This is a genomic window from Microbacterium plantarum (assembly GCF_035231185.1).
GTDB lineage: Bacteria > Actinomycetota > Actinomycetes > Actinomycetales > Microbacteriaceae > Microbacterium > Microbacterium plantarum.
The window spans coordinates 2,422,961-2,443,715 of the sequence record NZ_CP141117.1 but is presented as its reverse complement, the minus strand read 5'-3'; the positions used below and the strand labels follow the sequence as shown (position 1 = coordinate 2,443,715).

Here is a 20,755-nt window from a genome sequence, read left to right as displayed (position 1 = left end):
CACCGACCGTGTCGGCGCTCTCTTCCACAACGGGGAGGTTCGGTGCCAGGGGCGACGCGAGCGCCTCGACAGCATGGAAGCGTGCAGCCGATCGCCTCCCATCCCGAGTCCTGGCGAGAACACCTCGCGGACGCGCTCGACCTCCTGATGCCCGTCTGGTGCGCCGGATGCGACGCACCGGGACGCGCGCTCTGCGCGACGTGCGTCGCGGAGCTCCCGCGGCCGCGCCGGCGCGATGCCGACGGTCTCGACGTCCGGAGCCTCGCGCGGTACGAGGGCGCTGCGGCACGCATCATCCGAGCGCTCAAGGAAGACGGCCGCACCGGATTGTGCCGCCCCCTCGGCCGTCTGGTGGCAGGCCTCGTCCGCGATGCGGGGTGGGAGGACGCCGTGCTCGTTCCCGTTCCGCCGTCTCGGGCGGCCCTACGACGACGGGGGTACGCCGTGCCCGAGATGATCGCACGGCACGGCGACGTCCGCACGGCACGTCGGCTCCGCGTGCGCGGCCGCGTCCTCGATCAGCGCCGCCTCGACCGCGCCGAGCGGCAGCGGAATGTCGCGGGCTCGTTCGTGGCACGGCCCGGGACGACGGCCGCTGTCATCGTCGACGACGTCATGACCACCGGGGCGACGCTGCGCGAGGCGCAGCGTGCGCTCCGCGAGGCCGGCTCACGCGTCGTCGGCGCCGTCGTGCTCGCGGACACGCCCTTGCGGATGACGGTCGGAGATATTCTTGGCGGTTCATGAGTGACATTGCTCGCTCGCCGCACTAGCGTGGGGGAGACCAAGGCGAACGAAGGTCCGCCCTTGAACCGGGCGGACCGGAGCAAGGAGGTCAGGATGGAAACCAGCATCGTCGGCGTGGGAGTCGGGATCACGGATCGCTTCCGCACGGTGGCTGAAGAGAAGTCCAGTCGCATCGAGACGCTCGCACCCCGTGCGCAGCGCCTCGACATCAAGGTCACGCATCACGCCTACCGCAACGGGCGCATGGATGATGAGACCGTCGAACTGACCCTCACCGGAAAGGGACCGATCGTTCGGGCCGAGGCCACGGACGGCGACAAGTTCGTCGCCCTCGACCTCGCGGTCGACAAGCTCGTAGAGCAGGTGCGTCGCGCCAAGGACAAGCGGGTCGACGCGCGGAACCACCCCCGAGGGGCCAAGCTCGACAAGGGAACCGGAGCCCTGGAAGGCATCGACGTCGAACCGGCGTCGGTCGACGTCCTGCGCGCCGTGGCGACGGGCGAGGTGCCCGTCATCGGCGACTCGGCGGAGGAAGAGGACTACACGCCCGTCGTTATCCGCACGAAGGAGTTCGGTGCTGAATGGATGACCGTCGAGGAAGCCGTCGACCGGATGGAGCTCGTGGGCCACGACTTCTTCCTGTTCATCAACGCGCGCACCGACCACCCGAGCGTCGTGTATCGCCGCAAGGGCTGGGACTACGGTGTCATCTCGCTGACCGCAGCCGCCCCGCCGGAGGCCGAGCTGGCGTCCTGACCTGAGGACGACGACGGGGGCGGGTGCCATCACGGCATCCGCCCCCGTCGTGTGCCGGTCGAAACCGGGCCGTCAGTCGAACATGCCGTCGAGCATGCTGCCGATCACGAGACCGCCCAGGATGCCGCCGACCATGTTGCCGCCGCTGCCGCGACCGCCCCAGCCGCCGCCGTATCCTCCGGGGCCGCCCCAGCCGTCGTTCGGGCGCGAGCCGTCGATGTCGCGCTGGGCGAGCTGCAGGGCTTCGCCGGCGAGAGCGGCGCAGCGCCGCGCGTCGGCCAGCGCCTTCTCGCGATCGTCCTCGGGGATCGGACCGACCGGGGCGAGCCCGAGTCGCAGGCTCTCGGCCTCGGCCAGTCGCGTGCGCGCGTCCGCACCGATCCAGCCGCGGTGTCCGGCGATGACGCTGCGCGCGACGGACAACTGTCGGTCGGCGTCGTCGATGGCGTGTCGCACGTGGCTCTCGGGCGGGATCGGGCGGGCCGCCCGCTCGCGGGCGGTGTCGACGGCGACGTCCAGCGCGGCGTTCTTCTCGCGGAGCATCGACAGCTCGGCGAACGGGTCGCCCTTCGAACCGGCGGGGCTGACGCGGGTCAGCGCCTGCTGGAGCTCCGCCATCGCGGTGGTGACCGCCGGGGTCTGCGGTGCCGTCCGCGCGGCGACGAGGTCGTCACGCGAGTCGGCCACGACATCGGCGAGCGTCGACTGCGCTCGCAGCGCTTCGACCTCGAAGTCGTCGACCGCGTCGAGCAGCGTGCGCGCGCGGCGCACCGCTTCGGTCGCCGTCTCCAGCGCGATGTTGGCCGGCCCGCGCTCGCCGGCAGCACGCCGGCGCTCGGCGACATCCGCCCCGTGCTCGGCGAACTCGAGGAGTCCGGCGGCCTCGTCCGCGTTCCCGCTGACCCGGTTGAGCGCGTCGGGGTGATAGCGGCTCGAGACCCGGTCGATGACGGCGCGTGCGGGGTCGATGCGCTCGCGCAGAGTGGCGACGTCGGCGCGGATGCCGGCGAGGATCTCGGGCGCCCGCCGCGCGCGCTCGATCGCCTCCGACAGGGCCGATACACGGTCGTCGAGCAGATCCTGAGCCCACTCGCACAGCTGGACGATGCGCGCGTTGCGCGTGCGCACCTCTTCCGGCGTGTCGGGGATCTCGTCGTGGTTGAGCTGCTTGAGGTGGAACGCCTCACCGAGGTGGTGGCGCACGGCGGCGATGGCCTCGCGCAGAGGAGCCGTGGCCTCCTCGCCGAGCTCGGCCTCGGCGAAGACCATCTCGTCGCTCGTGACGCGCAGGCGCTCGTCCGCCCCGACGAGGGCGATGTCGGCCTCGCGTGCCAGGTTCGCGTCCGCGTCCGCGACGTCCTGCTGTTCCCGCTTGCGTCTGCCCCAGAATCCAGCCATGTTCCGATCCTAGGTCTCGGCGGTCGGCGGAGGAGGGGATGTCGTCGTCTCTCGCAGGCGACGCCAAGGTCACGGGCCGATAACATGGCTCCATATGCCCGTGCGTACGCGCGGGCGCGGCCGACGTGGCGTCGGCGCACCCGACAGATGGAGATCCGCTGTGGCCAACCCTCTCGAGAAACTGCTCCGCGCCGGTGAGGGCCGTGTGCTGCGCCGCCTGCAGCAGATCGTCAAGGCCGTGGGCGCGCTCGAAGAGGACTACGCCCGCCTCACCGACGACGAGCTGCGGAACGAGACCGCCGAGCTCCGCACGCGTCACGAGGCCGGCGAGACGCTCGACCGGCTGATGCCGGAGGCGTTCGCCGCGGTCCGCGAGGCCGCCAAGCGCACGCTGGGTCAGCGCCCCTACGACGTGCAGGTCATGGGCGGTGCGGCCCTCCACCTCGGGAACATCGCCGAGATGAAGACCGGTGAGGGCAAGACGCTGACGGCCACCTTCGCGGCCTACCTGAACGCCATCGCGGGCAAGGGCGTCCACGTCATCACCGTCAACGACTTCCTCGCCTCGTACCAGTCCGAGCTCATGGGTCGCGTCTATCGCGCGCTCGGCATGACGACGGGGACGATCGTCTCGGGTCAGACCCCCGAGGTCCGACGTGAGCAGTACGCGGCCGACATCACGTACGGCACCAACAACGAGTTCGGGTTCGACTACCTGCGCGACAACATGGCGTGGCGCCGCGAAGACCTCGTGCAGCGCGGCCACTTCTTCGCGGTCGTCGACGAGGTCGACTCCATCCTCATCGACGAGGCCCGGACCCCGCTCATCATCTCGGGGCCGTCGTCGGGGGAGGCGAACCGCTGGTTCGTGGAGTTCGCGCGCGTCGCCCTCACCCTCGAACCGGGTGTCGACTACGAGGTCGACGAGAAGAAGCGCACCGTCGGAGTGCTCGAGCCCGGTATCGAGAAGGTCGAGGACTACCTCGGCATCGACAACCTCTACGAGTCGGCGAACACCCCGCTCATCTCGTTCCTGAACAACTCGATCAAGGCGCGGGCCCTGTTCAAGCGCGACACCGATTACGTCGTGATGAACGGCGAGGTCATGATCGTCGACGAGCACACGGGCCGTATCCTCGTCGGCCGCCGCTACAACGAGGGCATCCACCAGGCCATCGAGGCGAAGGAAGGCGTTCCGGTCAAGGCCGAGAACCAGACGCTGGCCACCGTCACGCTGCAGAACTACTTCCGCCTCTACGACAAGCTCTCGGGCATGACCGGTACCGCCGAGACCGAGGCGGCCGAGTTCATGTCGACCTACAAGCTCGGCGTCGTCCCGATCCCGACGAACAAGCCGATGATCCGCAAGGACCAGCCCGATCTCGTCTACAAGAACGAGACCGCGAAGTTCGCGCAGGTGGTCGAGGACATCGTCGAGCGTCACGCGACGGGTCAGCCGGTGCTCGTGGGCACGACGAGCGTCGAGAAGAGCGAGTACCTCTCGCGCCTGCTCGCGAAGAAGGGCGTCAAGCACGAGGTCCTCAACGCCAAGAACCACGCCCGTGAGGCCGAGGTCGTCGCCCGCGCCGGCCGCCTGGGCGCCGTCACGGTCGCGACCAACATGGCCGGTCGCGGTACCGACGTCATGCTCGGCGGCAACGCGGAGTTCCTCGCCGTCCAGGAGATGAAGTCGCGCGGGCTCGACCCCGTCGAGACCCCGGAGGAGTACGAGGCCGCGTGGGACGAGGTCTTCGCGTCGGTCCGCGAGACCGTCGCCGAAGAGGCCGAGAAGGTCGTCGCAGCCGGTGGTCTGTACGTCCTCGGCACGGAGCGTCACGAGTCGCGCCGAATCGACAACCAGCTGCGCGGTCGTTCGGGCCGTCAGGGCGACCCCGGTGAGAGCCGGTTCTACCTGTCGCTGACGGACGACCTGATGCGTCTGTTCCAGTCGGGCGCGGCCGAGGCGATCCTCGCGCGGACGAATTTCCCCGAGGACGTCGCGATCGAGTCGTCGATGGTCTCGCGGGCGATCAAGAGCGCGCAGGCGCAGGTCGAGGCGCGCAACGCCGAGATCCGCAAGAACGTCCTCAAGTACGACGACGTCCTCAACCGTCAGCGTGAGGCGATCTACGCCGACCGCCGCCAGGTGCTCCACGGCGACGACCTGTCGGAGCGCGTGCAGCACTTCATCGAAGACGCCATCAGTGCCGTCATCGACGACCACACATCGTCGGGCCACACCGAGAGCTGGGACTTCGACGCTCTGTGGACCGAGCTGAAGACGCTCTACCCCGTGGGTGTCACGATCGACGAGGTCGTCGCGGAAGCGGGGAACAAGGGGCGGATCACCGCCGAGGTGCTCAAGCGCGAGCTGCTCTCCGACGCGAAGATCGCCTACCAGAACCGCGAGGAGGCGCTCGGCGAACCCGCTATGCGTGAGCTCGAGCGGCGCGTCGTGCTGCAGGTGCTCGACCGCCGCTGGCGCGACCACCTCTACGAGATGGACTACCTCAAGGACGGCATCGGCCTGCGGGCCATGGCTCAGCGCGACCCGCTCATCGAGTATCAGCGCGAAGGCTACGAGATGTTCCAGTCGATGATGAGCCAGATCAAGGAGGAGTCGGTCGGCTTCCTCTACAACCTCGAGGTCGAGGTGCGCTCCGCCGAGAGCGGCGAGGTCGACGCCAAGGGGCTCACCCCGACGCCCGTCGAGACGCAGAAGCTCGAATACTCCGCCCCGAGCGACACCGGATCGGGCGAGGTCGAGGTACGCAACGACCGCGGTCAGGTGCAGAAGAGCGCCACGGCGAAGGCCCGTCAGCACGCCGCGGAGCAGGAGGCGCCCGCCGACGCACCGCGCGGCGCGTTCGGCCAGAAGACAGGCACGGCCGAGGACGCCGGCGACGCGGGCAACCGCGCCGCACGACGCGCCGCAGGCAAGAAGAAGTGATCCGGCGAGCGGGCCACGCATCGTCGATCGGCCCGCTCGACCCCCGGATATCCTGATCGGATGAACCGCCGAATCCTCGATCAGTCATCGAAGCTCAAGGACGTCCTGTACGAGATTCGCGGCAGCGCCCTGGCCGAGGCCGACCGACTGGAGGCCGACGGCCACAGGGTGCTCAAGCTCAACACCGGTAACCCCGCCATCTTCGGGTTCGAGGCCCCCTTCCAGATCGTCCGCGACATGATCGAGTCGGTGCCCAACGCGCACGGCTACAGCGACAGCCGCGGCATCCTCTCCGCGCGGCGCGCCGTCGTCTCGCGGTACGAGGAGGTTCCCGGGTTCCCGCACGTCGATCCCGACGATGTCTACCTCGGGAACGGTGTCTCCGAGCTCATCACGATGACGATGCAGGCTCTCCTCGACGAGGGCGACGAGGTGCTGATCCCAGCGCCCGACTATCCGCTGTGGACCGCCATGACGAGCCTCGGCGGCGGCAAGCCCGTGCACTACCTGTGCGATTCGGCTCAGGGCTGGGAGCCCGACCTCGACGACATCCGCTCGAAGGTGACCCCGCAGACGAAGGCGATCGTCGTCATCAACCCCAACAACCCCACGGGCGCGGTCTACAGCCGCGAGGTACTCGAAGGCATCGTGCAGATCGCCCGTGAGAACTCGCTCCTTCTGCTCTCGGACGAGATCTACGACCGGATCCTCTACGACGAGGCGACCCACATCCCGCTGGCGACGCTCGCTCCCGATCTCCTCTGCCTGACCTTCAACGGCCTCTCCAAGACGTACCGCGTCGCCGGATACCGGTCGGGCTGGCTCGTCATCACCGGGCCGAAGGCGCACGCGAAGGGCTTCCTCGAGGGCATCCAGCTGCTCGCATCCACGCGGCTGTGCCCGAACGTGCCGGCGCAGTTCGCGGTGCAGGCGGCGCTGTCGGGCGTGCAGTCGATCGAGGCGCTCATCGCCCCGTCGGGGCGGTTGCACGAGCAGCGGGATGCCGCATGGCAGGGTCTCGAGAGCATCCCCGGCGTGACCTGTCACAAGCCCGAGGGTGCGCTGTACGCCTTCCCGCGCCTCGACCCCGAGGTCTACGACATCCATGACGACGGCAAGCTCGTCTACGACTTCCTCGTCGCGGAACACGTGCTGCTGGTGCAGGGAACCGGCTTCAACTGGCCCGATCCGGATCACCTGCGCATCGTCACGCTGCCCGAGGCGCGCGTGCTGACCGAGGCGATCGAGCGGCTGGGGAACTTCCTCTCGTCTTACAAGCAGTAGCCCGTCACAGCAGGGCGAGCGACGTCGCGCGCCACCGCCCGTCGAGGCCTTCGAGCCGGAGCGCGACGGCCCGCGTCCGATGCGGAGTGGTGACGACCACCGTGCCCTCGACGACGCCGTCCGCCGGCTCGCACGTGCGGACCGAGACGATCGAGTGGACGGGCCGCGCCGGCGTCACCTGTCGGGCACTGCGTGCACGCGCCGCGAGATTCGCGCGCGTGACGAGAACGCGGAAAGCATCCTCGCTCAGCCATCGAGCGAGCTGCTCGACCTCGCGCACTCCCGCCAGCACCTCGAGGACCCCGCGGGTCAGGTTGCGGATCAGCGGCTCGGGATCGGGCAGATCTGCCGTCGACGTCGGCTGCGCTGCGAAGTACTCGGCGACGTCGAGCGAGGACCCGATGCGGGGGTACCGGCGGGGTTGGTTCGCGCTCATCGACGTCATCGCACGCTCCTCCTTCCATCGGCTGTGTCAACGCCGACGAGTACAGCACACCGCCGAATCTGGCCGGATGAGAATCCTCCAACCTGTGGAAAGCGCCCTCGGGGTGCGCCGCGTCACCGCTAGCCTCACGGGGTGCGATGGCGGCGGTTCTTCGAGGATCTCGAACACCAGCTCGACTCCGAGTGGGAGGCCGAGCGAGCGGCGCTCGACACCGAGGCCGAGCGGTTGCGACTCTCGCGGCTGACTCTGCGCGAGCGGCTTCAGGAATCGATCGGCGCAGAGGTGACCGTCGATGTGGCCGCCGGTGATCCGATCCGCGGCCGCCTGACGGGGGTGGGAGCCGACTGGGTGGGCCTGGACCGCGCGGACGGCCCCGGTGCCGCCGTCGTGCCCTTCGCCGCTGCGTCGTCGGTCGTCCTCGCGGAACCTGATCTGCTCCGCAGTGCGCGTCCCGCGGGACGCGGCTCGGCGCTGTCGGAACGGATGACGCTCGGGTTCGTGCTGCGTGACCTGGCGCGCCGTCGCGTCCCCGTGCACATCGTGGTCGCGGGCGGAAAGACCTGGGCGGGGACGATCGATCGCGCGGGCGCCGACCACCTCGATCTCGCGCTGCACGACGCAGCTGAGCCGCGGCGACCGAGCGCTGTCACGGGGCACCGGATGATCGCCTATTCGGCTCTGCGGGTCCTGCACCTGCAGAGCGGCCACGGCTGAGAAGTCAGTCGCTGCGGTTCCGCCGCCCCCACAGCTCGGGGAAGCTGGCGACCTGCGACTGCTGCCACAGGGCGGCGCGGCGGGCGTCCTCGACTTGCGCGTCGAGGTAATCCTCGACGCTGGACGACTCGATCCGCCAGCGGGGCGGTGTTCCGACCTTCGCTCCGACGAGACGCCCCTCGACGGCGAGCGCGACCACTTCGTCGACCTCGATCTGCAGCATCTCCGCGACCTGGGAAGGCGTCAGGAAGCGCGCGCTGTCGGGCGTGGCGGGCATGGTCCCATTATCCGCGGGCGAATGTTCGCCCGCTCGGCTCTTGACAGCCCTGTGGACAACCAGCACGGCCGTGGCACCGCCTCGCCCACGATGGTGGCATGGTCGCACGTACCTCGTTCCGTAACCGCATCCGTCGCGCCGACGCACGCGTCATCATCGGCGTCGTCCTCGTGTCGATCTCCGTCGCGGGGGTCTGGGCCGTGGTGTCAGCGGCGCGGCAGACGTCGGCGGTCCTGACCGCGGCGCGGACCATCGTCGTCGGCGAGACCGTCGAGGCTGCCGATCTGCGCGTCGTGGAGGTGGCGCTCGGATCGGCTGACGACATCTATGCCGCACCGGGTGCGCTCGAGCCGGGCGGTGTCGCGACGCGGACGATCCCCGCCGGCGAGTTCGTGCCGCGCGCCGCAGTCGCATCACCGGACGACGTCGAGGTGACGACCGTCGTCGTGCAGACAGCCGGTGCCGTGCCCGGCTCCGTGTCGCCGGGGACCCGCGTCGAGGTGTGGAGTGCGCCGCAGCGCGAGCGAGGGGTCTTCGGCGAGCCGCGCATCCTCGTCCGAGAAGCCACGGTGCGCGCCGTGCAGGCCGGCGACGGGCTCATGGCACAGCAACGATCCGCCGCTGTCGAGCTGGTGGTGGCGCGCACGGACGTCTCGGCCGCGCTCGCCGCTGTCGCGGCCGGTGACGCGGTGTCGGTGATCCCGGCCGCGGGCGGGACGCGCTGATGCGTATCGTCGTGGCGATTCCCGATGCCGCGCCGTTCACCGAGCGACTGCGCGCCGGAGGTTTCACCGAGGTCACCGCGCTCGCGCCCGAGGATGTGGCCGCGGCAGCGCACGACGCGACCTTCGCATGGTCCGCTCCACAGGCGCGCGAGCTATCCGGTACCGCTGCCGTGATCGCAGGCGCGGACGTGCTCCTTCTCGCAGCATCCCGTTCGTGGCTCACGCGCGACGTCGTCGAGTTGTGCGACCGCACTGCGACCAGGATCGTCGCGTGGAGCCGGGTCGCGGCCGAGCATCGAGCGGCCGAGATCCTCGGGGTCGCGGTCGTCGATTCGACCACTGATGCCTTGGACGCCGTCACCGCCGTTCCCGCATCGACCCCGCCCGTTCGGTCGCGCGGGAGGGTGATCGTCGTGTGGGGCGCCTCGGGCGCGCCCGGTCGCACGACGATGTCGATCGAGATCGCTCGCGAGACGGCGCGCGATGGGCGCAGCGTCGCGCTCGCGGACGCGGACGCACACGCGCCCGCCGTCGCCGTCGCGCTGGGCGTTCCCGACGAGGGGCCGGGCCTGGCCGGCGCGTGCCGACGTGCGTCGCGCGGCGAACTGACACCGGCGGAACTGGCTCGCATCGCGGAGCCTGCGGGCGCCGTCGATGTCCTCGTCGGCATCAACCGGCCGGCGCGCTGGCCGGAACTCGGGTTCGAGCGTGTCATGCGCGTCCTCGAGACCTGTCGTGACTGGGTCGACGATGTCGTCGTCGACGTCTCGGCATCGCTCGAACGGGATGAGGCGATCGTCAGCGATCTCGACGGGCCCCGGCGCAATGCCGCGACCCTCGCCGCGCTCGAGTCGGCCGACCTGGTCGTCGCGGTCGCTGCCGCCGACCCCGTGGGGCTCTCGCGGTTCCTGCGGGCTTACCCCGAGCTGCGCGCGACCGTCGGGGCCGTGCCCGTCCACGTCGTCGTCAACAAGCTCCGGGGCGGCCCGCTCGGGATCGATCCACGAGGCCAGATCCGCCGCAGCTTCGAGCGGTACGCCGGGATCGAGCGATGCTGGTTCGTCCCGTGGGACCCGCGTGCCACCGACGCGGCTCTGCTGGCGGCCCGGCCCGTCGTCGAGGGGAACGGCCGAGGCCCCATCCCGGCAGCCGTGCGCCGACTCGTCGGCGAGGCGATCTCGCCCCCGATGCGCGCGGTCGCGGCGTCGCGCCGCCATCGTGTGACGGCGCACGCCGCGTCGGCGGGATCGGCCCCCTAGTCTGGGATGGTGTCGACCCTCAGCGATCTCGTCCATGCTCAAGGACTTTCCACCGACGCCGACGTCGAGTGGCTCCACCGCCTCGCCGGTGACGGTCAGCTGCTGGCCGATCTCGCCTTCGCCGACATCGTCATCTGGGTGCCCACCGCGGACGACTCGTTCATCGCCGTCGCGCACACCCGGCCCGGGGGAGCGGCGACCCTCTTCTACCGCGACATCGTCGGCGATCGCGTGCGCCCGCAGTGGCGCACGCAGGTGAAGGATGCCTTCACCCAGGCGCGCATCGTCGATTCGGCCTCGCCCGACTGGTTCGAGGAGACGCCGACCCGCGTACGCGCGGTGCCGATCGTCCGGGAACGGGCGACCGAGGGGCGCGCCGCGCACGTGGTCGGTGTCCTCACGCGGCACACGAACCTCGGCGAGGCGCGGACGCCCTCGCGTCAGCAGATCACGTTCAACGACTGCGCCGACGACCTGTTCGGGATGGTCGCCTCGTCCGACTTCCCCGATCTGAACGCCCCGACGGCTCCGCGTCGCGGCGCTCCGCGCGCATCCGACGGGCTCATCCGGCTCGATGTCGACGGCATGACCACCTTCGCCAGCCCGAACGCTCTCTCGGCCTTCAACCGGTTGGGCTTCGAGGACGAGCTCGAGGGCGAGCCTCTGATCGAGGTGGCAACGGCGATCCTTCCCAGCAAGCGCGAGTTCGACGAGTCGCTGCCGATCGTGATGGCCGGCCGCGCACCCTGGCGCGCCGACATCGAGGCCCGCGGCGTCACGGTGTCGCTGCGCACCATCCCGCTGCGCGACCACGGCACCCGCATCGGCGCGATCGTCCTCTGCCGCGACGTGAGTGAGATCCGGCACCAGGAGCAGGAGCTCATCACGAAGGACGCGACGATCCGCGAGATCCACCATCGCGTGAAGAACAACCTGCAGACCGTCGCCTCGCTGCTTCGTATCCAGGCCCGCCGGACGCACTCCGAGGAGGCGCGTGACGCTCTCACCCAGGCGATGCGCCGGGTGTCGGCGATCGCGGTGGTGCACGACACCCTGTCGGAGGGGCTGGCACAGAACGTCGACTTCGACGAGGTGTTCGCGCGCGTCCTCAAGCTCGTCGCAGAGGTGGCGGCCGCGCCGAACACCCGCGCTCGCACGCGGTCGTCGGGGCGCTTCGGCACCCTGCCGAGCGAGTACGCGACACCGCTCGCGCTCGCGCTCACCGAACTCGTCACGAATGCCGTCGAGCATGGGCTGGCGGGCACGGAGGGCGATGTCGAGATCGTCGCGGAGCGTTCCGCGGAGCGCCTCGAGGTGAAGGTGCGCGATTCCGGCAGCGGCTTGCCGGAGGGGCAGGTCGGGCGCGGCCTCGGCACGCAGATCGTCCGCACTCTGATCCAGGGCGAGCTCAGCGGCACGATCGACTGGCACACGCTCGTCGGCAGCGGAACCGAGGTGACCATCGAGATCCCGCTGCGCTATATCGAGCGCGACGCGGGCTGAGCGCGTCGCGGGGTCCCCGTCAACGCGCGGACCCCGCGCCGACGTGTCGGCAGCGGGGTCGGGGAGCGGGTCAGGACGCGCGGCGAGCGCGTGCAGCGCGGCGCTTCAGTGCGCGACGCTCGTCCTCGGACAGGCCGCCCCAGACGCCCGAGTCCTGGCCGGTCTCGAGGGCGTACTGCAGGCAGATCTCCGTCACGGTGCAGCGGGCGCAGACGGCCTTCGCCTTCTCGATCTGGTCGACGGCGGGGCCCGTGTTGCCCACGGGGAAGAAGAGTTCGGGGTCGACGGTCAGGCAGGCAGACTTGTCGCGCCAATCCATGTGGTGCTCCTTGGGGTGGTGATTCTGTCGGGCCGGACTCGGGTAGTCCGGTACCCTGGTTAAGTGTGCGAGCGGATGCTCGCCCCACTTCGCTGTGGGAGCACACGGCTTGATCTATCGTCCCATAGCCCGGACAGATGAATCAAGGGTGAACTGCGGATTTGCTCGCCGCCGGGCCGTGAATACCGGTATCGCGCGGCTCTGATCGAAGGTCGGATGCCATGGCCCCCACTGCTGTCGAACGTCTCGCGGGAGCCGTGCTCGCCGCAGAAGCCATCGCGTTGCTCGCGGTCGTCGGCTGGGAGATCGTCGCGCTGGTCGGCGGCGACACCATCGAGGTTCCCAGCTCCGTCGCCCTCATCGTGTTGACCGCCATCGGTGCCGTGGCCCTCGCAGCATTCGCCGTGTCGGTCTGGCGCCGAGTGTCGTGGGGCCGTTCGGGCGGCATCGTCGCCCAGCTTCTGATCCTGGCGGTCGCCCTCGGCGCTGCCACGGGTCAGTACGCCGACGCCGGCACCGCTGTGCTCATCGCGGTGCCGGGCGTGGTCGGCTTCGTGCTGCTGGTGGCCGCGACCCGGCGTGCAGCACGCGGCCGCGGCGACGCCTGAGTCGTCGAGGCTCTCAGCCGAGACCGAGCAGCGCGCGGACTCGCGCGACGTGACCCGTCGCCTTGACGTTGTAGAGCGCGTGCTCGATCCGGCCGTCGGCGTCGATGACGAAGGTGGATCGGATGACGCCTTCGACGGTCTTGCCGTAGTTCATCTTCTCGCCCCATGCGCCGTACGCCTCGTGCACGGCGTGGTCGGGATCGCTGAGAAGCGGATAGGTGAGCTGCTCCTGCTCGCGGAAACGGCGCAGCTTCGCCTCGTCATCGCGCGAGATTCCGATGACCTCGATGCCCGCTGCGCGCAGCGACTCGACGCTGTCGCGGAAATCGCAGGCTTCCCGCGTGCAGCCGGGAGTCATGGCCGCCGGGTAGAAGAACACGACCGTGCGCCGTCCGCGCAGGTCCGACAGCGAGAGCGTCGAGCCGTCCTGGTCGTCGAGGGAGAATTCGGGGGCGAGGTCGCCCGGTTGCAGACGCGTCATGATTCCAGCCTAGAACGGCGAACCGCCGGGTCGACCCCGGCCGAGAAGGTGCCGAGCAGGCGCTGAAGCGAGTCGAGTCGCGCCGGGCCACGTTCTCCCAGCCGGCCCTGCGCGACGGCCTCGACGATCGCGCAGTCGGGCGCATCGGGAAGATGCGTGCAGCCCCGCGGGCACTCCTCGGCGACAGCGGCGAGGTCGGTGAACGCGGCGAGGATGTTGGCGGGGTCGACGTGCCCGAGGCCGAACGAGCGGACCCCGGGCGTGTCGATGACCCAACCGCGCCCCTCGGGCCCGAGATAACGAAGCGATACCGTCGAGCTCGACGTGTGGCGACCTCGACCGGTGACTTCGTTGACGTGTCCGGTCGCCCGTGCGGCTGTCGGCACCAGGGCGTTCACAAGGGTGGACTTGCCGACGCCGGAGTGACCGACGAACACCGTGGCGTGGCCCACGAGCTTCGCGCCGAGCTCGTCGACCGGCATCCGTCCCCGCCCGCTCGTGAGCACTTCGAGGTCGTCCACCCCCTCGAAATGCGCGAGGAACGCGGCCGGGTCGGCGAGATCGGTCTTGGTCACCACGAGCAAGGGATGGATGCCGGCGTCGAGCGCCGCGATGAGGTAGCGGTCGACCAGGCGCGGGCGGGGCTCAGGGTCGGCTGCGGCCACCACGATGACCATCTGATCGGCGTTGGCCACGACGATCCGCTCCACCTGGTCGGTGTCGTCGGCGCTGCGACGGAGCAGCGTCGTGCGTGGTTCGATGCCGACGATGCGTCCGAGAGTGCCTTCGTCTCCCGACACGTCGCCGACCACGCGTGCCCGGTCGCCGCTGACGATGGGCTGCTTCCGCAGCTCGCGAGCGCGCACCGCGAGCGTGGTGTGCTCGTCGTCGCCGTCCTCGTCGATGAGCACGGTGTAGCGGCCGCGGTCGACACCCACCACGCGCGCCACCTGGGCGTCGCTGTGGGCGGGTCGCCGCTTGGTGCGCGGCCGATTCGCCTTCGGATTCGGACGCATCCGGATGTCGGACTCGTCGTACTCCTCGTCGAGGTCGTCGTCGCCGCCGAGCCAGCTCACCCGGCGACCTGCGCGTCGGATCCGAGCATCTCTGCCCACAGCTGGGGGAACTCGGGCATCGTCTTCGCGGTCGTGCCGATGTCGTCGACCTCGACGCCCGGGACGCGCAGGCCGATGATCGCCCCCGCCGTCGCCATCCGGTGGTCGTGGTGCGCCCGCCAGAGCCCGCCGCGCAGCGGCGTGGGCGTGATGCGGATGCCGTCCTCGAGCTCTTCGGCCGAGCCGCCGAGCGCTCGGAGGTTGCCCACGAGAGCGGCGATGCGGTCGGTCTCATGGCCGCGGATGTGGCCGATGCCGTGCAGCGTGCTCGGCGAGTCGGCGAACGCCGCGAGCGCGAAGAGCGACGGGGTCAGCTCGCTCGCCGCCGACAGGTCGAGGTCGACGCCGCGCAGCTCGCCGGTGCCGGAGACCGCGAGAACACCGCTGCGTCGCGTCACGCGGGCGCCCATCTCGGTCAGGATGTCGACGAGCAGCGCACCCGGCTGGGTCGAGTGCACGGGCCAGTGCGGGATCGTCACCCGCCCGCCGGTCAGCGCGGCCGCGGCCAGGAAGGGGGCCGCGTTGGACAGGTCGGGCTCGATCGTGAGCTCTTTGCCGCGGAGCGGACCGGCGGGGACGAGCCACTCGCGGTCGCTCGGACGCTCGACGTTCACGCCACGGTGGCCGAGGGCCTCGACCGTCATGTCGATGTGCGGCAGGCTCGGCAGGCGGTGACCGTCGTGCACGAGGCGGAGCCCGACATCGAACCGGGGCGCCGCCAGCAGGAGCCCCGACACGAACTGGCTCGAGGCGCTCGCGTCGATCGTGACCTCGCCGCCGCGAACGTGGCCGTGCCCGTGCACGAGGAACGGCAGCGTCCACCGGCCGCCGTCGTCGATGTCGACGCCGAGCTCGCGGAGGCTCCGGATCATCTCCGCCATGGGCCGGTGCAGGGCGCTCTCGTGGGCCGTGACGGTGACCTCGCCTCGCGCGAGTCCGGCGAGGGGAGTGACGAAGCGCATGACGGTGCCGGCTTGCCCGCAGTCGACCACGGCATCGGCCGGTTCCGCCCCGAGCGGCGTCACGACGAGGTCGGGGCCGAAACGGCCCTCGCCGGGCACGGCTTCGATCTGGGCGCCGAGAGCTCGCAGCGCGTCGATCATGCGCGCGGAGTCGTCCGAATGCAGCGGCGCGATCAGGCGCGAGGGAGTCTCGGCGAGGGCCGACAGCACGAGCTCGCGGTTGGTGAGCGACTTGGAGCCGGGCACGGCGACCTCGGCCCGGACGGGGCTCTCAGCGACGGGCGCGCGCCACGGCGCGCCGACGTCGGCGGTGCGGGGGGAATACGCGGCGGTGGTCATGGGTTTCACAGTATCGAACGCCCTCGTGCTGTCGAGGTCGTTGGTCCCACCGAGTGAGAGGAGCCCATGATCGCACTCGCCGATCCTGCGGTCGCGCCGTGGGACGCCCACGTAGACTGGCCGCTGATGGAAGAGCAAGCGGTCACCGATCCGAGCGCCCAGTTCGAGGAGCAGGCGCTCCCGTTCATGGACCAGCTTTACGCCGCCGCCATGCGGATGACCCGCAATCCCGCTGACGCAGCGGACCTCGTGCAGGAGACGTTCGTCAAGGCGTTCGCCTCGTGGTCGTCCTTCACGCAGGGGACCAACCTCAAGGCGTGGCTGTACCGGATCCTGACCAACACCTACATCAACACCTACCGCAAGAAGCAGCGGGAGCCCTACCAGGGCACCATTGACGACCTCGAGGACTGGCAGCTGGGAGGAGCGGAATCCACCACCGCATCCCGGAGCCGCTCCGCCGAGGCTGAAGCGATCGACCACATGCCGGCGTCCGCGGTCAAGGACGCGCTGCAGTCGATCCCCGAGGATTTCCGGTTGGCGGTGTACCTCGCGGACGTCGAGGGCTTCGCCTACCAGGAAATCGCCGACATCATGAAAACCCCGATCGGCACGGTCATGAGCCGTCTGCACCGTGGCAGACGCCTGTTGCGTGACCTGCTGGCCGACTATGCGAAGGAGCGGGGCATCGAGATGCCCCCCACGAGGAGCAAGAAATGAGTGACTGCGGATGCGAGAAGGCGCGACGCGATCTGGAAGAGTACCTGCGCAACGAGGTCTGCAAGACCGAGCACGCCGACATCCGGGAGCACCTCGAGTCATGCCCGGCTTGTCGCGACGAGGCCCTGGTGTCGCGCACGCTCACAGAGGTCGTCGCCCGAGCGTGCCGGGAATCGGCACCCGAGGAGCTGCGCGACCAGGTTCTGGCGCGTCTGCGGGAGGCCCAGGAGGCCGCTCACGCGTGAGCGCGCTCCGCGCCCGAGCCCGATGACGGCCTGAGCTCGGCCGTGAGAGCAGAAAGGGGCGGACGTTCGCACGTCCGCCCCTTTCGCTACCGCTGGCTCAAAGCGTGAGCGCCTGCTCGATGAGCTTCGCCTGCTCCACGGCGTGCACCTTCGGCGAACCGGTCGCCGTCGACGCCGCAGCGGGCCGGGTGATGCCGCGCACCGAGCGGCCGTCGAGCTTTGCGGCGGCTTCGAGCGCGATGAAGGGCCACGCGCCCTGGTTCTCGGGCTCGTCCTGGACCCAGACGACCTCGGCATTCGGGTAGCCCGCGAGGACCGCCTTCAGCTCATCGATGGGCGCCGGGTAGAACTGCTCGAGCCGCACGAGCGCGATCGCCGGGTTCGGCTTCTTGTCGAGCTCCGACTTCAGGTCCCAGTGGATCTTGCCCGAGTGCAGCAGCACACGCTTGACCGCGCTCTTGTCGGTGATCGCGCTGTCGTCGATCACGGGCTCGAACTTGCCGTTTTGGAAGTCCTCGACCGGGCTCGTCGCACCGCGCAGGCGCAGCATCGCCTTCGGCGTGAACACGACGAGGGGGCGGCGCGGACGTGCGTAGGCCTGGCGGCGCAGCAGGTGGAAGTACGACGCGGGGGTGGAGGGCCGCGCGACCGTCATGTTGTCCTGAGCGCACATCTGCAGGTAGCGCTCGATGCGAGCCGACGAGTGATCCGGCCCCTGGCCCTCGTAGCCGTGGGGGAGCAGCAGGACGACGCCCGACTGCTGGGCCCACTTCTGCTCGGCCGACGAGATGAACTCGTCGATGACCGACTGCGCGCCGTTGGCGAAGTCGCCGAACTGGGCCTCCCAGAGCACGAGCGAGTCCGCGCGCTCTACCGAATAGCCGTACTCGAACGCCATGGCCGCGTACTCGCTCAGCAGCGAGTCGTAGACGTAGAAGCGGCCCTGGTTCTCGGACAGGTTCGCGAGCGGCAGCCACTCCTGGCCGTTCGAGCGGTCGTGGAGGACGGCGTGACGCTGCACGAACGTTCCGCGACGCGCATCCTGACCGGCGAGGCGGACGTTCGTGCCCTCCATGAGCAGCGAGCCGAACGCGAAGAGCTCGCCCATCGCCCAGTCGATGTTGCCGTTGCGGCTCATATCGTGGCGCTTGTCGAGCAGCTGCTTGAGCTTGCCGTGCACCGTGAAGTTCTCGGGGGCGTTGACGAACGCGTCGCCGATCTGATGGATGACGTCTTCACCGACACCCGTCGTCTCGGGGGCGCCGACGGCCTGATCGATCGGTCCCGACAGGCCCACCGGGCCGGACGCGCCGGTCTCGGCGGCGTGCGTCTCGGCGAACGCGACCTCGAGGCGGTCCTGGAAGTCGCGCTTGGCCTGCTCGTACTCTTCCTCGGTGATGTCGCCGCGTCCGACCAGCGACTCGGTGTAGAGCCGGCGGACCGAGCGCTTGGCCTCGATGAGGTTCGTCATGAGGGGCTGGGTCATCGACGGGTCGTCGCCCTCGTTGTGACCGCGGCGGCGGTAGCAGACGAGGTCGATCACGACGTCGCGCTTGAACTCCTGGCGGTAGCGGAACGCGAGCTGCGCGACGTGCACGACGGCCTCGGGGTCGTCGCCGTTGACGTGGAAGATCGGCGCCTGGATGGTCTTGGCCACGTCCGTCGCGTAGACCGAGCTGCGGGCGTCGAGGGGGAGCGTCGTGAAGCCGACCTGGTTGTTGACCACGACGTGGACCGTGCCGCCGGTCCGGTACCCGCGCAGCTGCGACATCTGCAGCGTCTCGACGACGACGCCCTGACCGGCGAACGCGGCGTCGCCGTGGACGAGGATCGGCAGCCACGAGAACGAGCCGATCGGGCCGCGGTCCTGCTTGGCGCGCACGATGCCCTCGAGAACGCCGTCGACGGTCTCGAGGTGCGACGGGTTCGCGGCGAGGTACACCGGCAGTTCGTCGCCCTCATCGCCGACGAAGGTGCCCTCGGTGCCGAGGTGGTACTTCACGTCGCCCGAGCCGCTCTTCGAACCGATCGCGACGGAGCCCTCGAACTCGCGGAAGACCTGGCCGTAGGTCTTGCCGGCGATGTTCGTCAGGACGTTGAGACGGCCGCGGTGGGCCATGCCGATCGCGGCGCCCTCGAGGCCCGTGCGCGCCGCGCCCTGGAGGACCTCGTCGAGCAGCGGGATCAGCGACTCGCCGCCCTCGAGGCTGAAGCGCTTCTGGCCGACGTACTTGGTCTGCAGGAAGGTCTCGAACGCCTCGGCCTGGTTGAGCTTGCCGAGGATGCGCAGCTGCTCGTCGTGACCGGGCTTCTGGTACTTGACCTCGACGTTGTCCTGGAACCACTTGCGCTGCTCGGGATCCTGGATGTGCATGTACTCGATGCCGATCGTGCGGCAGTACGAGTCGCGCAGAACGCCGAGGATCTCGCGGAGCTTCATGACGCGCTTGCTGCCGAACCCGCCGGTGACGAACTCGCGGTCGAGGTCCCAGAAGGTCAGACCGTGCTGCTCGATCTCGAGGTCGGGGTGCGTGCGCTGGCGGTACTCGAGCGGGTCGATGTCGGCCATGAGGTGGCCGCGCACCCGGTAGGAGTTGATGAGCTCCTGCACGCGGGCCGTCTTGTCGACGCGCTCGGCGAGGTCGACGTTGATGTCGGTCGACCACTGGATGGGCGCATAGGGGATGCGCAGGGCGGCGAAGATCTCGTCGTAGAAGCCGTTCTTGCCGATCAGCAGCTCGTGAACGGTCTTGAGGAACTCGCCCGAGCCGGCACCCTGGATGACGCGGTGGTCGTAGGTGCTGGTGAGAGTGATGGTCTTGCCGATGCCGAGGTTGACGAGCGTCTTCTCGCTCGAGCCCTGGAACTCGGCCGGGTAGTCGAGCGCGCCGGCGCCGATGATGCTGCCCTGGCCGCGCATGAGCCGCGGAACCGAGTGCACCGTGCCGATGCCGCCGGGGTTGGTCAGCGAGATCGTCGTGCCCTGGAAGTCGGCAGCGGTGAGCTTGTTCTTGCGAGCACGGCTGACCAGGTCTTCGTAGGCGGCCAGGTACTCGCCGAAGCTGAGCGACTCGGCGCGCTTGATGCTCGGCACCATGAGCGCGCGCGTGCCGTCGGGCTTGGGGAGGTCGATCGCGATGCCGAGGCCGACGTGCGCGTGCGCGATCACCGACGGCTTGCCGTCGACCTCTGCGTACGAGACGTTCTGGCTCGGGAAGGCCTTGAGCGCCTGGATGAGCGCCCAGCCGATGAGGTGGGTGAAGCTGATCTTGCCGCCGCGCGTGCGCGACATGTGGTTGTTGATGACGATGCGGTTGTCGATCATCAGCTTGGCGGGGATGGTGCGCACACTCGTCGCGGTCGGCACCGTGAGCGAGTCGTCCATGTTCGCCGCGAGGGTCTTCGGCATGCCGCGCAGCGGGGTGACGACATCCTCGCGCTGCTCGACCTCGGCGGCGGGGGTCGTCGGGGCCTGCGCGGGCACCGGCTGCGCGGCGGCGGGCCGAGCCGTCGTGCGAGCGACCGGCTGCGAGCCGACCGTCGGCACCGGGGCCGTCACGGGGTGCGACGCCGCCGCGGGCTGTGCGGGGGCGGGTTGCGCGGGAGCGGTGCCGGCGGGCTGCGCCGGGGCGGACCCGGCGGGCTGGGAAGCGCCGCCGTTCACGTGAGCGGCGTAGGCCTCGAGCGTCGGCCACCACTCCTTGTCCACCGAGTTCTTGTCTTCGCGGAACTGTTCGTACAGTTCCGCGACGAGCCATTCGTTCGCCCCGAACTCGCCGTCGTTCGAGGTTCCGATTCCGGTCGCCTGGCTGGACACGGCAGATCGCCTGCTTTCATCGGTGAAGATCGGTTCTCACGGCGGTCGTCCGCCGCCGCGCACAGTCTCCTAGGGTAGCCCAGATCAACCG

19 protein-coding genes are annotated in these 20,755 nt (G+C 69.9%); 11 read left to right on the top strand and 8 right to left on the bottom strand.

The window, feature by feature from the left end; translation table 11 throughout:
- Nucleotides 1–81: 81 nt before the first annotated feature.
- Both VC184_RS11940 and hpf read left to right on the top strand, forming a co-directional pair.
- The gene (locus tag VC184_RS11940; RefSeq protein ID WP_323986317.1) at nt 82–747 is read left to right on the top strand and encodes a ComF family protein; all 666 of its coding nucleotides are present in this window, start codon (nt 82–84) and stop codon (nt 745–747) included.
- Nucleotides 748–840: 93 nt separating this feature from the next.
- A complete protein-coding gene (gene hpf, locus VC184_RS11935) occupies nt 841–1,503 on the top strand; it encodes a ribosome hibernation-promoting factor, HPF/YfiA family (protein WP_112617340.1) in 663 nt (220 codons plus the stop codon).
- A gap of 72 nt (nt 1,504–1,575) precedes the next feature.
- On the opposite strand, the gene VC184_RS11930 is transcribed toward hpf, so the two are convergent.
- Complete coding sequence (locus tag VC184_RS11930) at nt 1,576–2,901, bottom strand: hypothetical protein (protein ID WP_274178857.1); 1,326 nt, start codon at nt 2,899–2,901, stop codon at nt 1,576–1,578.
- Nucleotides 2,902–3,061: 160 nt separating this feature from the next.
- On the opposite strand from VC184_RS11930, the gene secA reads away from it, so the two are divergent.
- Nucleotides 3,062–5,851: a preprotein translocase subunit SecA gene (secA, locus tag VC184_RS11925; protein ID WP_112617338.1), complete on the top strand. Its 2,790-nt coding sequence runs from the start codon at nt 3,062–3,064 to the stop codon at nt 5,849–5,851.
- A gap of 60 nt (nt 5,852–5,911) precedes the next feature.
- Nucleotides 5,912–7,135, top strand: coding sequence for a pyridoxal phosphate-dependent aminotransferase (locus tag VC184_RS11920; protein ID WP_274178855.1), 1,224 nt, complete (start codon nt 5,912–5,914; stop codon nt 7,133–7,135).
- A 4-nt stretch (nt 7,136–7,139) separates the two neighbouring features.
- Here the strand turns inward: VC184_RS11920 and VC184_RS11915 are convergent, their stop codons facing one another.
- Nucleotides 7,140–7,571 carry an Rv3235 family protein gene (locus VC184_RS11915; protein WP_274179036.1) on the bottom strand — a complete coding sequence of 144 codons (432 nt, stop codon included), beginning with the start codon at nt 7,569–7,571 and terminating at the stop codon, nt 7,140–7,142.
- A gap of 141 nt (nt 7,572–7,712) precedes the next feature.
- On the opposite strand from VC184_RS11915, the gene VC184_RS11910 reads away from it, so the two are divergent.
- Complete coding sequence (locus tag VC184_RS11910) at nt 7,713–8,294, top strand: hypothetical protein (RefSeq protein ID WP_274178854.1); 582 nt, start codon at nt 7,713–7,715, stop codon at nt 8,292–8,294.
- A 4-nt stretch (nt 8,295–8,298) separates the two neighbouring features.
- On the opposite strand, the gene VC184_RS11905 is transcribed toward VC184_RS11910, so the two are convergent.
- Entirely contained in the window at nt 8,299–8,571 is a 273-nt protein-coding gene (locus VC184_RS11905; RefSeq protein ID WP_112617334.1) for a helix-turn-helix domain-containing protein, read from the bottom strand.
- Between the two features lie 98 nt (nt 8,572–8,669).
- Between VC184_RS11905 and VC184_RS11900 the strand changes: the two genes are divergently transcribed.
- Genes VC184_RS11900 through VC184_RS11890 form a run of 3 tightly spaced genes read left to right on the top strand, consistent with a single transcriptional unit; the run spans nt 8,670 to nt 12,058 of the window.
- Nucleotides 8,670–9,296 carry an SAF domain-containing protein gene (locus VC184_RS11900; RefSeq protein WP_112617333.1) on the top strand — a complete coding sequence of 209 codons (627 nt, stop codon included), beginning with the start codon at nt 8,670–8,672 and terminating at the stop codon, nt 9,294–9,296.
- Nucleotides 9,296–10,555 (top strand): AAA family ATPase, encoded by a 1,260-nt coding sequence (locus VC184_RS11895; RefSeq protein ID WP_323986314.1) that lies wholly within the window; start codon nt 9,296–9,298, stop codon nt 10,553–10,555. Before VC184_RS11900 ends, VC184_RS11895 begins: the two co-directional genes overlap by 1 nt.
- A gap of 9 nt (nt 10,556–10,564) precedes the next feature.
- Entirely contained in the window at nt 10,565–12,058 is a 1,494-nt protein-coding gene (locus VC184_RS11890; protein WP_112617585.1) for a sensor histidine kinase, read from the top strand.
- A gap of 70 nt (nt 12,059–12,128) precedes the next feature.
- Here VC184_RS11890 and VC184_RS11885 read toward each other — a convergent pair whose 3' ends face one another.
- The gene (locus VC184_RS11885; protein ID WP_023955350.1) at nt 12,129–12,377 is read right to left on the bottom strand and encodes a WhiB family transcriptional regulator; all 249 of its coding nucleotides are present in this window, start codon (nt 12,375–12,377) and stop codon (nt 12,129–12,131) included.
- A gap of 221 nt (nt 12,378–12,598) precedes the next feature.
- On the opposite strand from VC184_RS11885, the gene VC184_RS11880 reads away from it, so the two are divergent.
- A complete protein-coding gene (locus VC184_RS11880) occupies nt 12,599–12,985 on the top strand; it encodes a histidine kinase (RefSeq protein ID WP_274178852.1) in 387 nt (128 codons plus the stop codon).
- 13 nt (nt 12,986–12,998) lie between these two features.
- Here the strand turns inward: VC184_RS11880 and bcp are convergent, their stop codons facing one another.
- Genes bcp through aroA form a run of 3 tightly spaced genes read right to left on the bottom strand, consistent with a single transcriptional unit; the run spans nt 12,999 to nt 15,882 of the window.
- A complete protein-coding gene (gene bcp / locus VC184_RS11875) occupies nt 12,999–13,466 on the bottom strand; it encodes a thioredoxin-dependent thiol peroxidase (RefSeq protein WP_274178851.1) in 468 nt (155 codons plus the stop codon).
- Nucleotides 13,463–14,542, bottom strand: a complete 1,080-nt coding sequence (rsgA, locus tag VC184_RS11870; RefSeq protein WP_274178850.1) for a ribosome small subunit-dependent GTPase A — start codon at nt 14,540–14,542, stop codon at nt 13,463–13,465. Before rsgA ends, bcp begins: the two co-directional genes overlap by 4 nt.
- Nucleotides 14,539–15,882: a 3-phosphoshikimate 1-carboxyvinyltransferase gene (aroA, locus tag VC184_RS11865; protein ID WP_274178849.1), complete on the bottom strand. Its 1,344-nt coding sequence runs from the start codon at nt 15,880–15,882 to the stop codon at nt 14,539–14,541. Before aroA ends, rsgA begins: the two co-directional genes overlap by 4 nt.
- Nucleotides 15,883–15,948: 66 nt before the next feature.
- Here aroA and VC184_RS11860 point away from each other — a divergent pair, with 66 nt between their 5' ends.
- Entirely contained in the window at nt 15,949–16,602 is a 654-nt protein-coding gene (locus VC184_RS11860; protein ID WP_378719613.1) for a sigma-70 family RNA polymerase sigma factor, read from the top strand.
- Nucleotides 16,599–16,847, top strand: coding sequence for a zf-HC2 domain-containing protein (locus VC184_RS11855; RefSeq protein ID WP_112617327.1), 249 nt, complete (start codon nt 16,599–16,601; stop codon nt 16,845–16,847). Before VC184_RS11860 ends, VC184_RS11855 begins: the two co-directional genes overlap by 4 nt.
- 97 nt (nt 16,848–16,944) lie before the next feature.
- On the opposite strand, the gene VC184_RS11850 is transcribed toward VC184_RS11855, so the two are convergent.
- On the bottom strand, nt 16,945–20,664 hold the full coding sequence (locus VC184_RS11850; RefSeq protein ID WP_323986308.1) for a multifunctional oxoglutarate decarboxylase/oxoglutarate dehydrogenase thiamine pyrophosphate-binding subunit/dihydrolipoyllysine-residue succinyltransferase subunit: 3,720 nt from the start codon (nt 20,662–20,664) through the stop codon (nt 16,945–16,947).
- Nucleotides 20,665–20,755 lie beyond the last annotated feature (91 nt).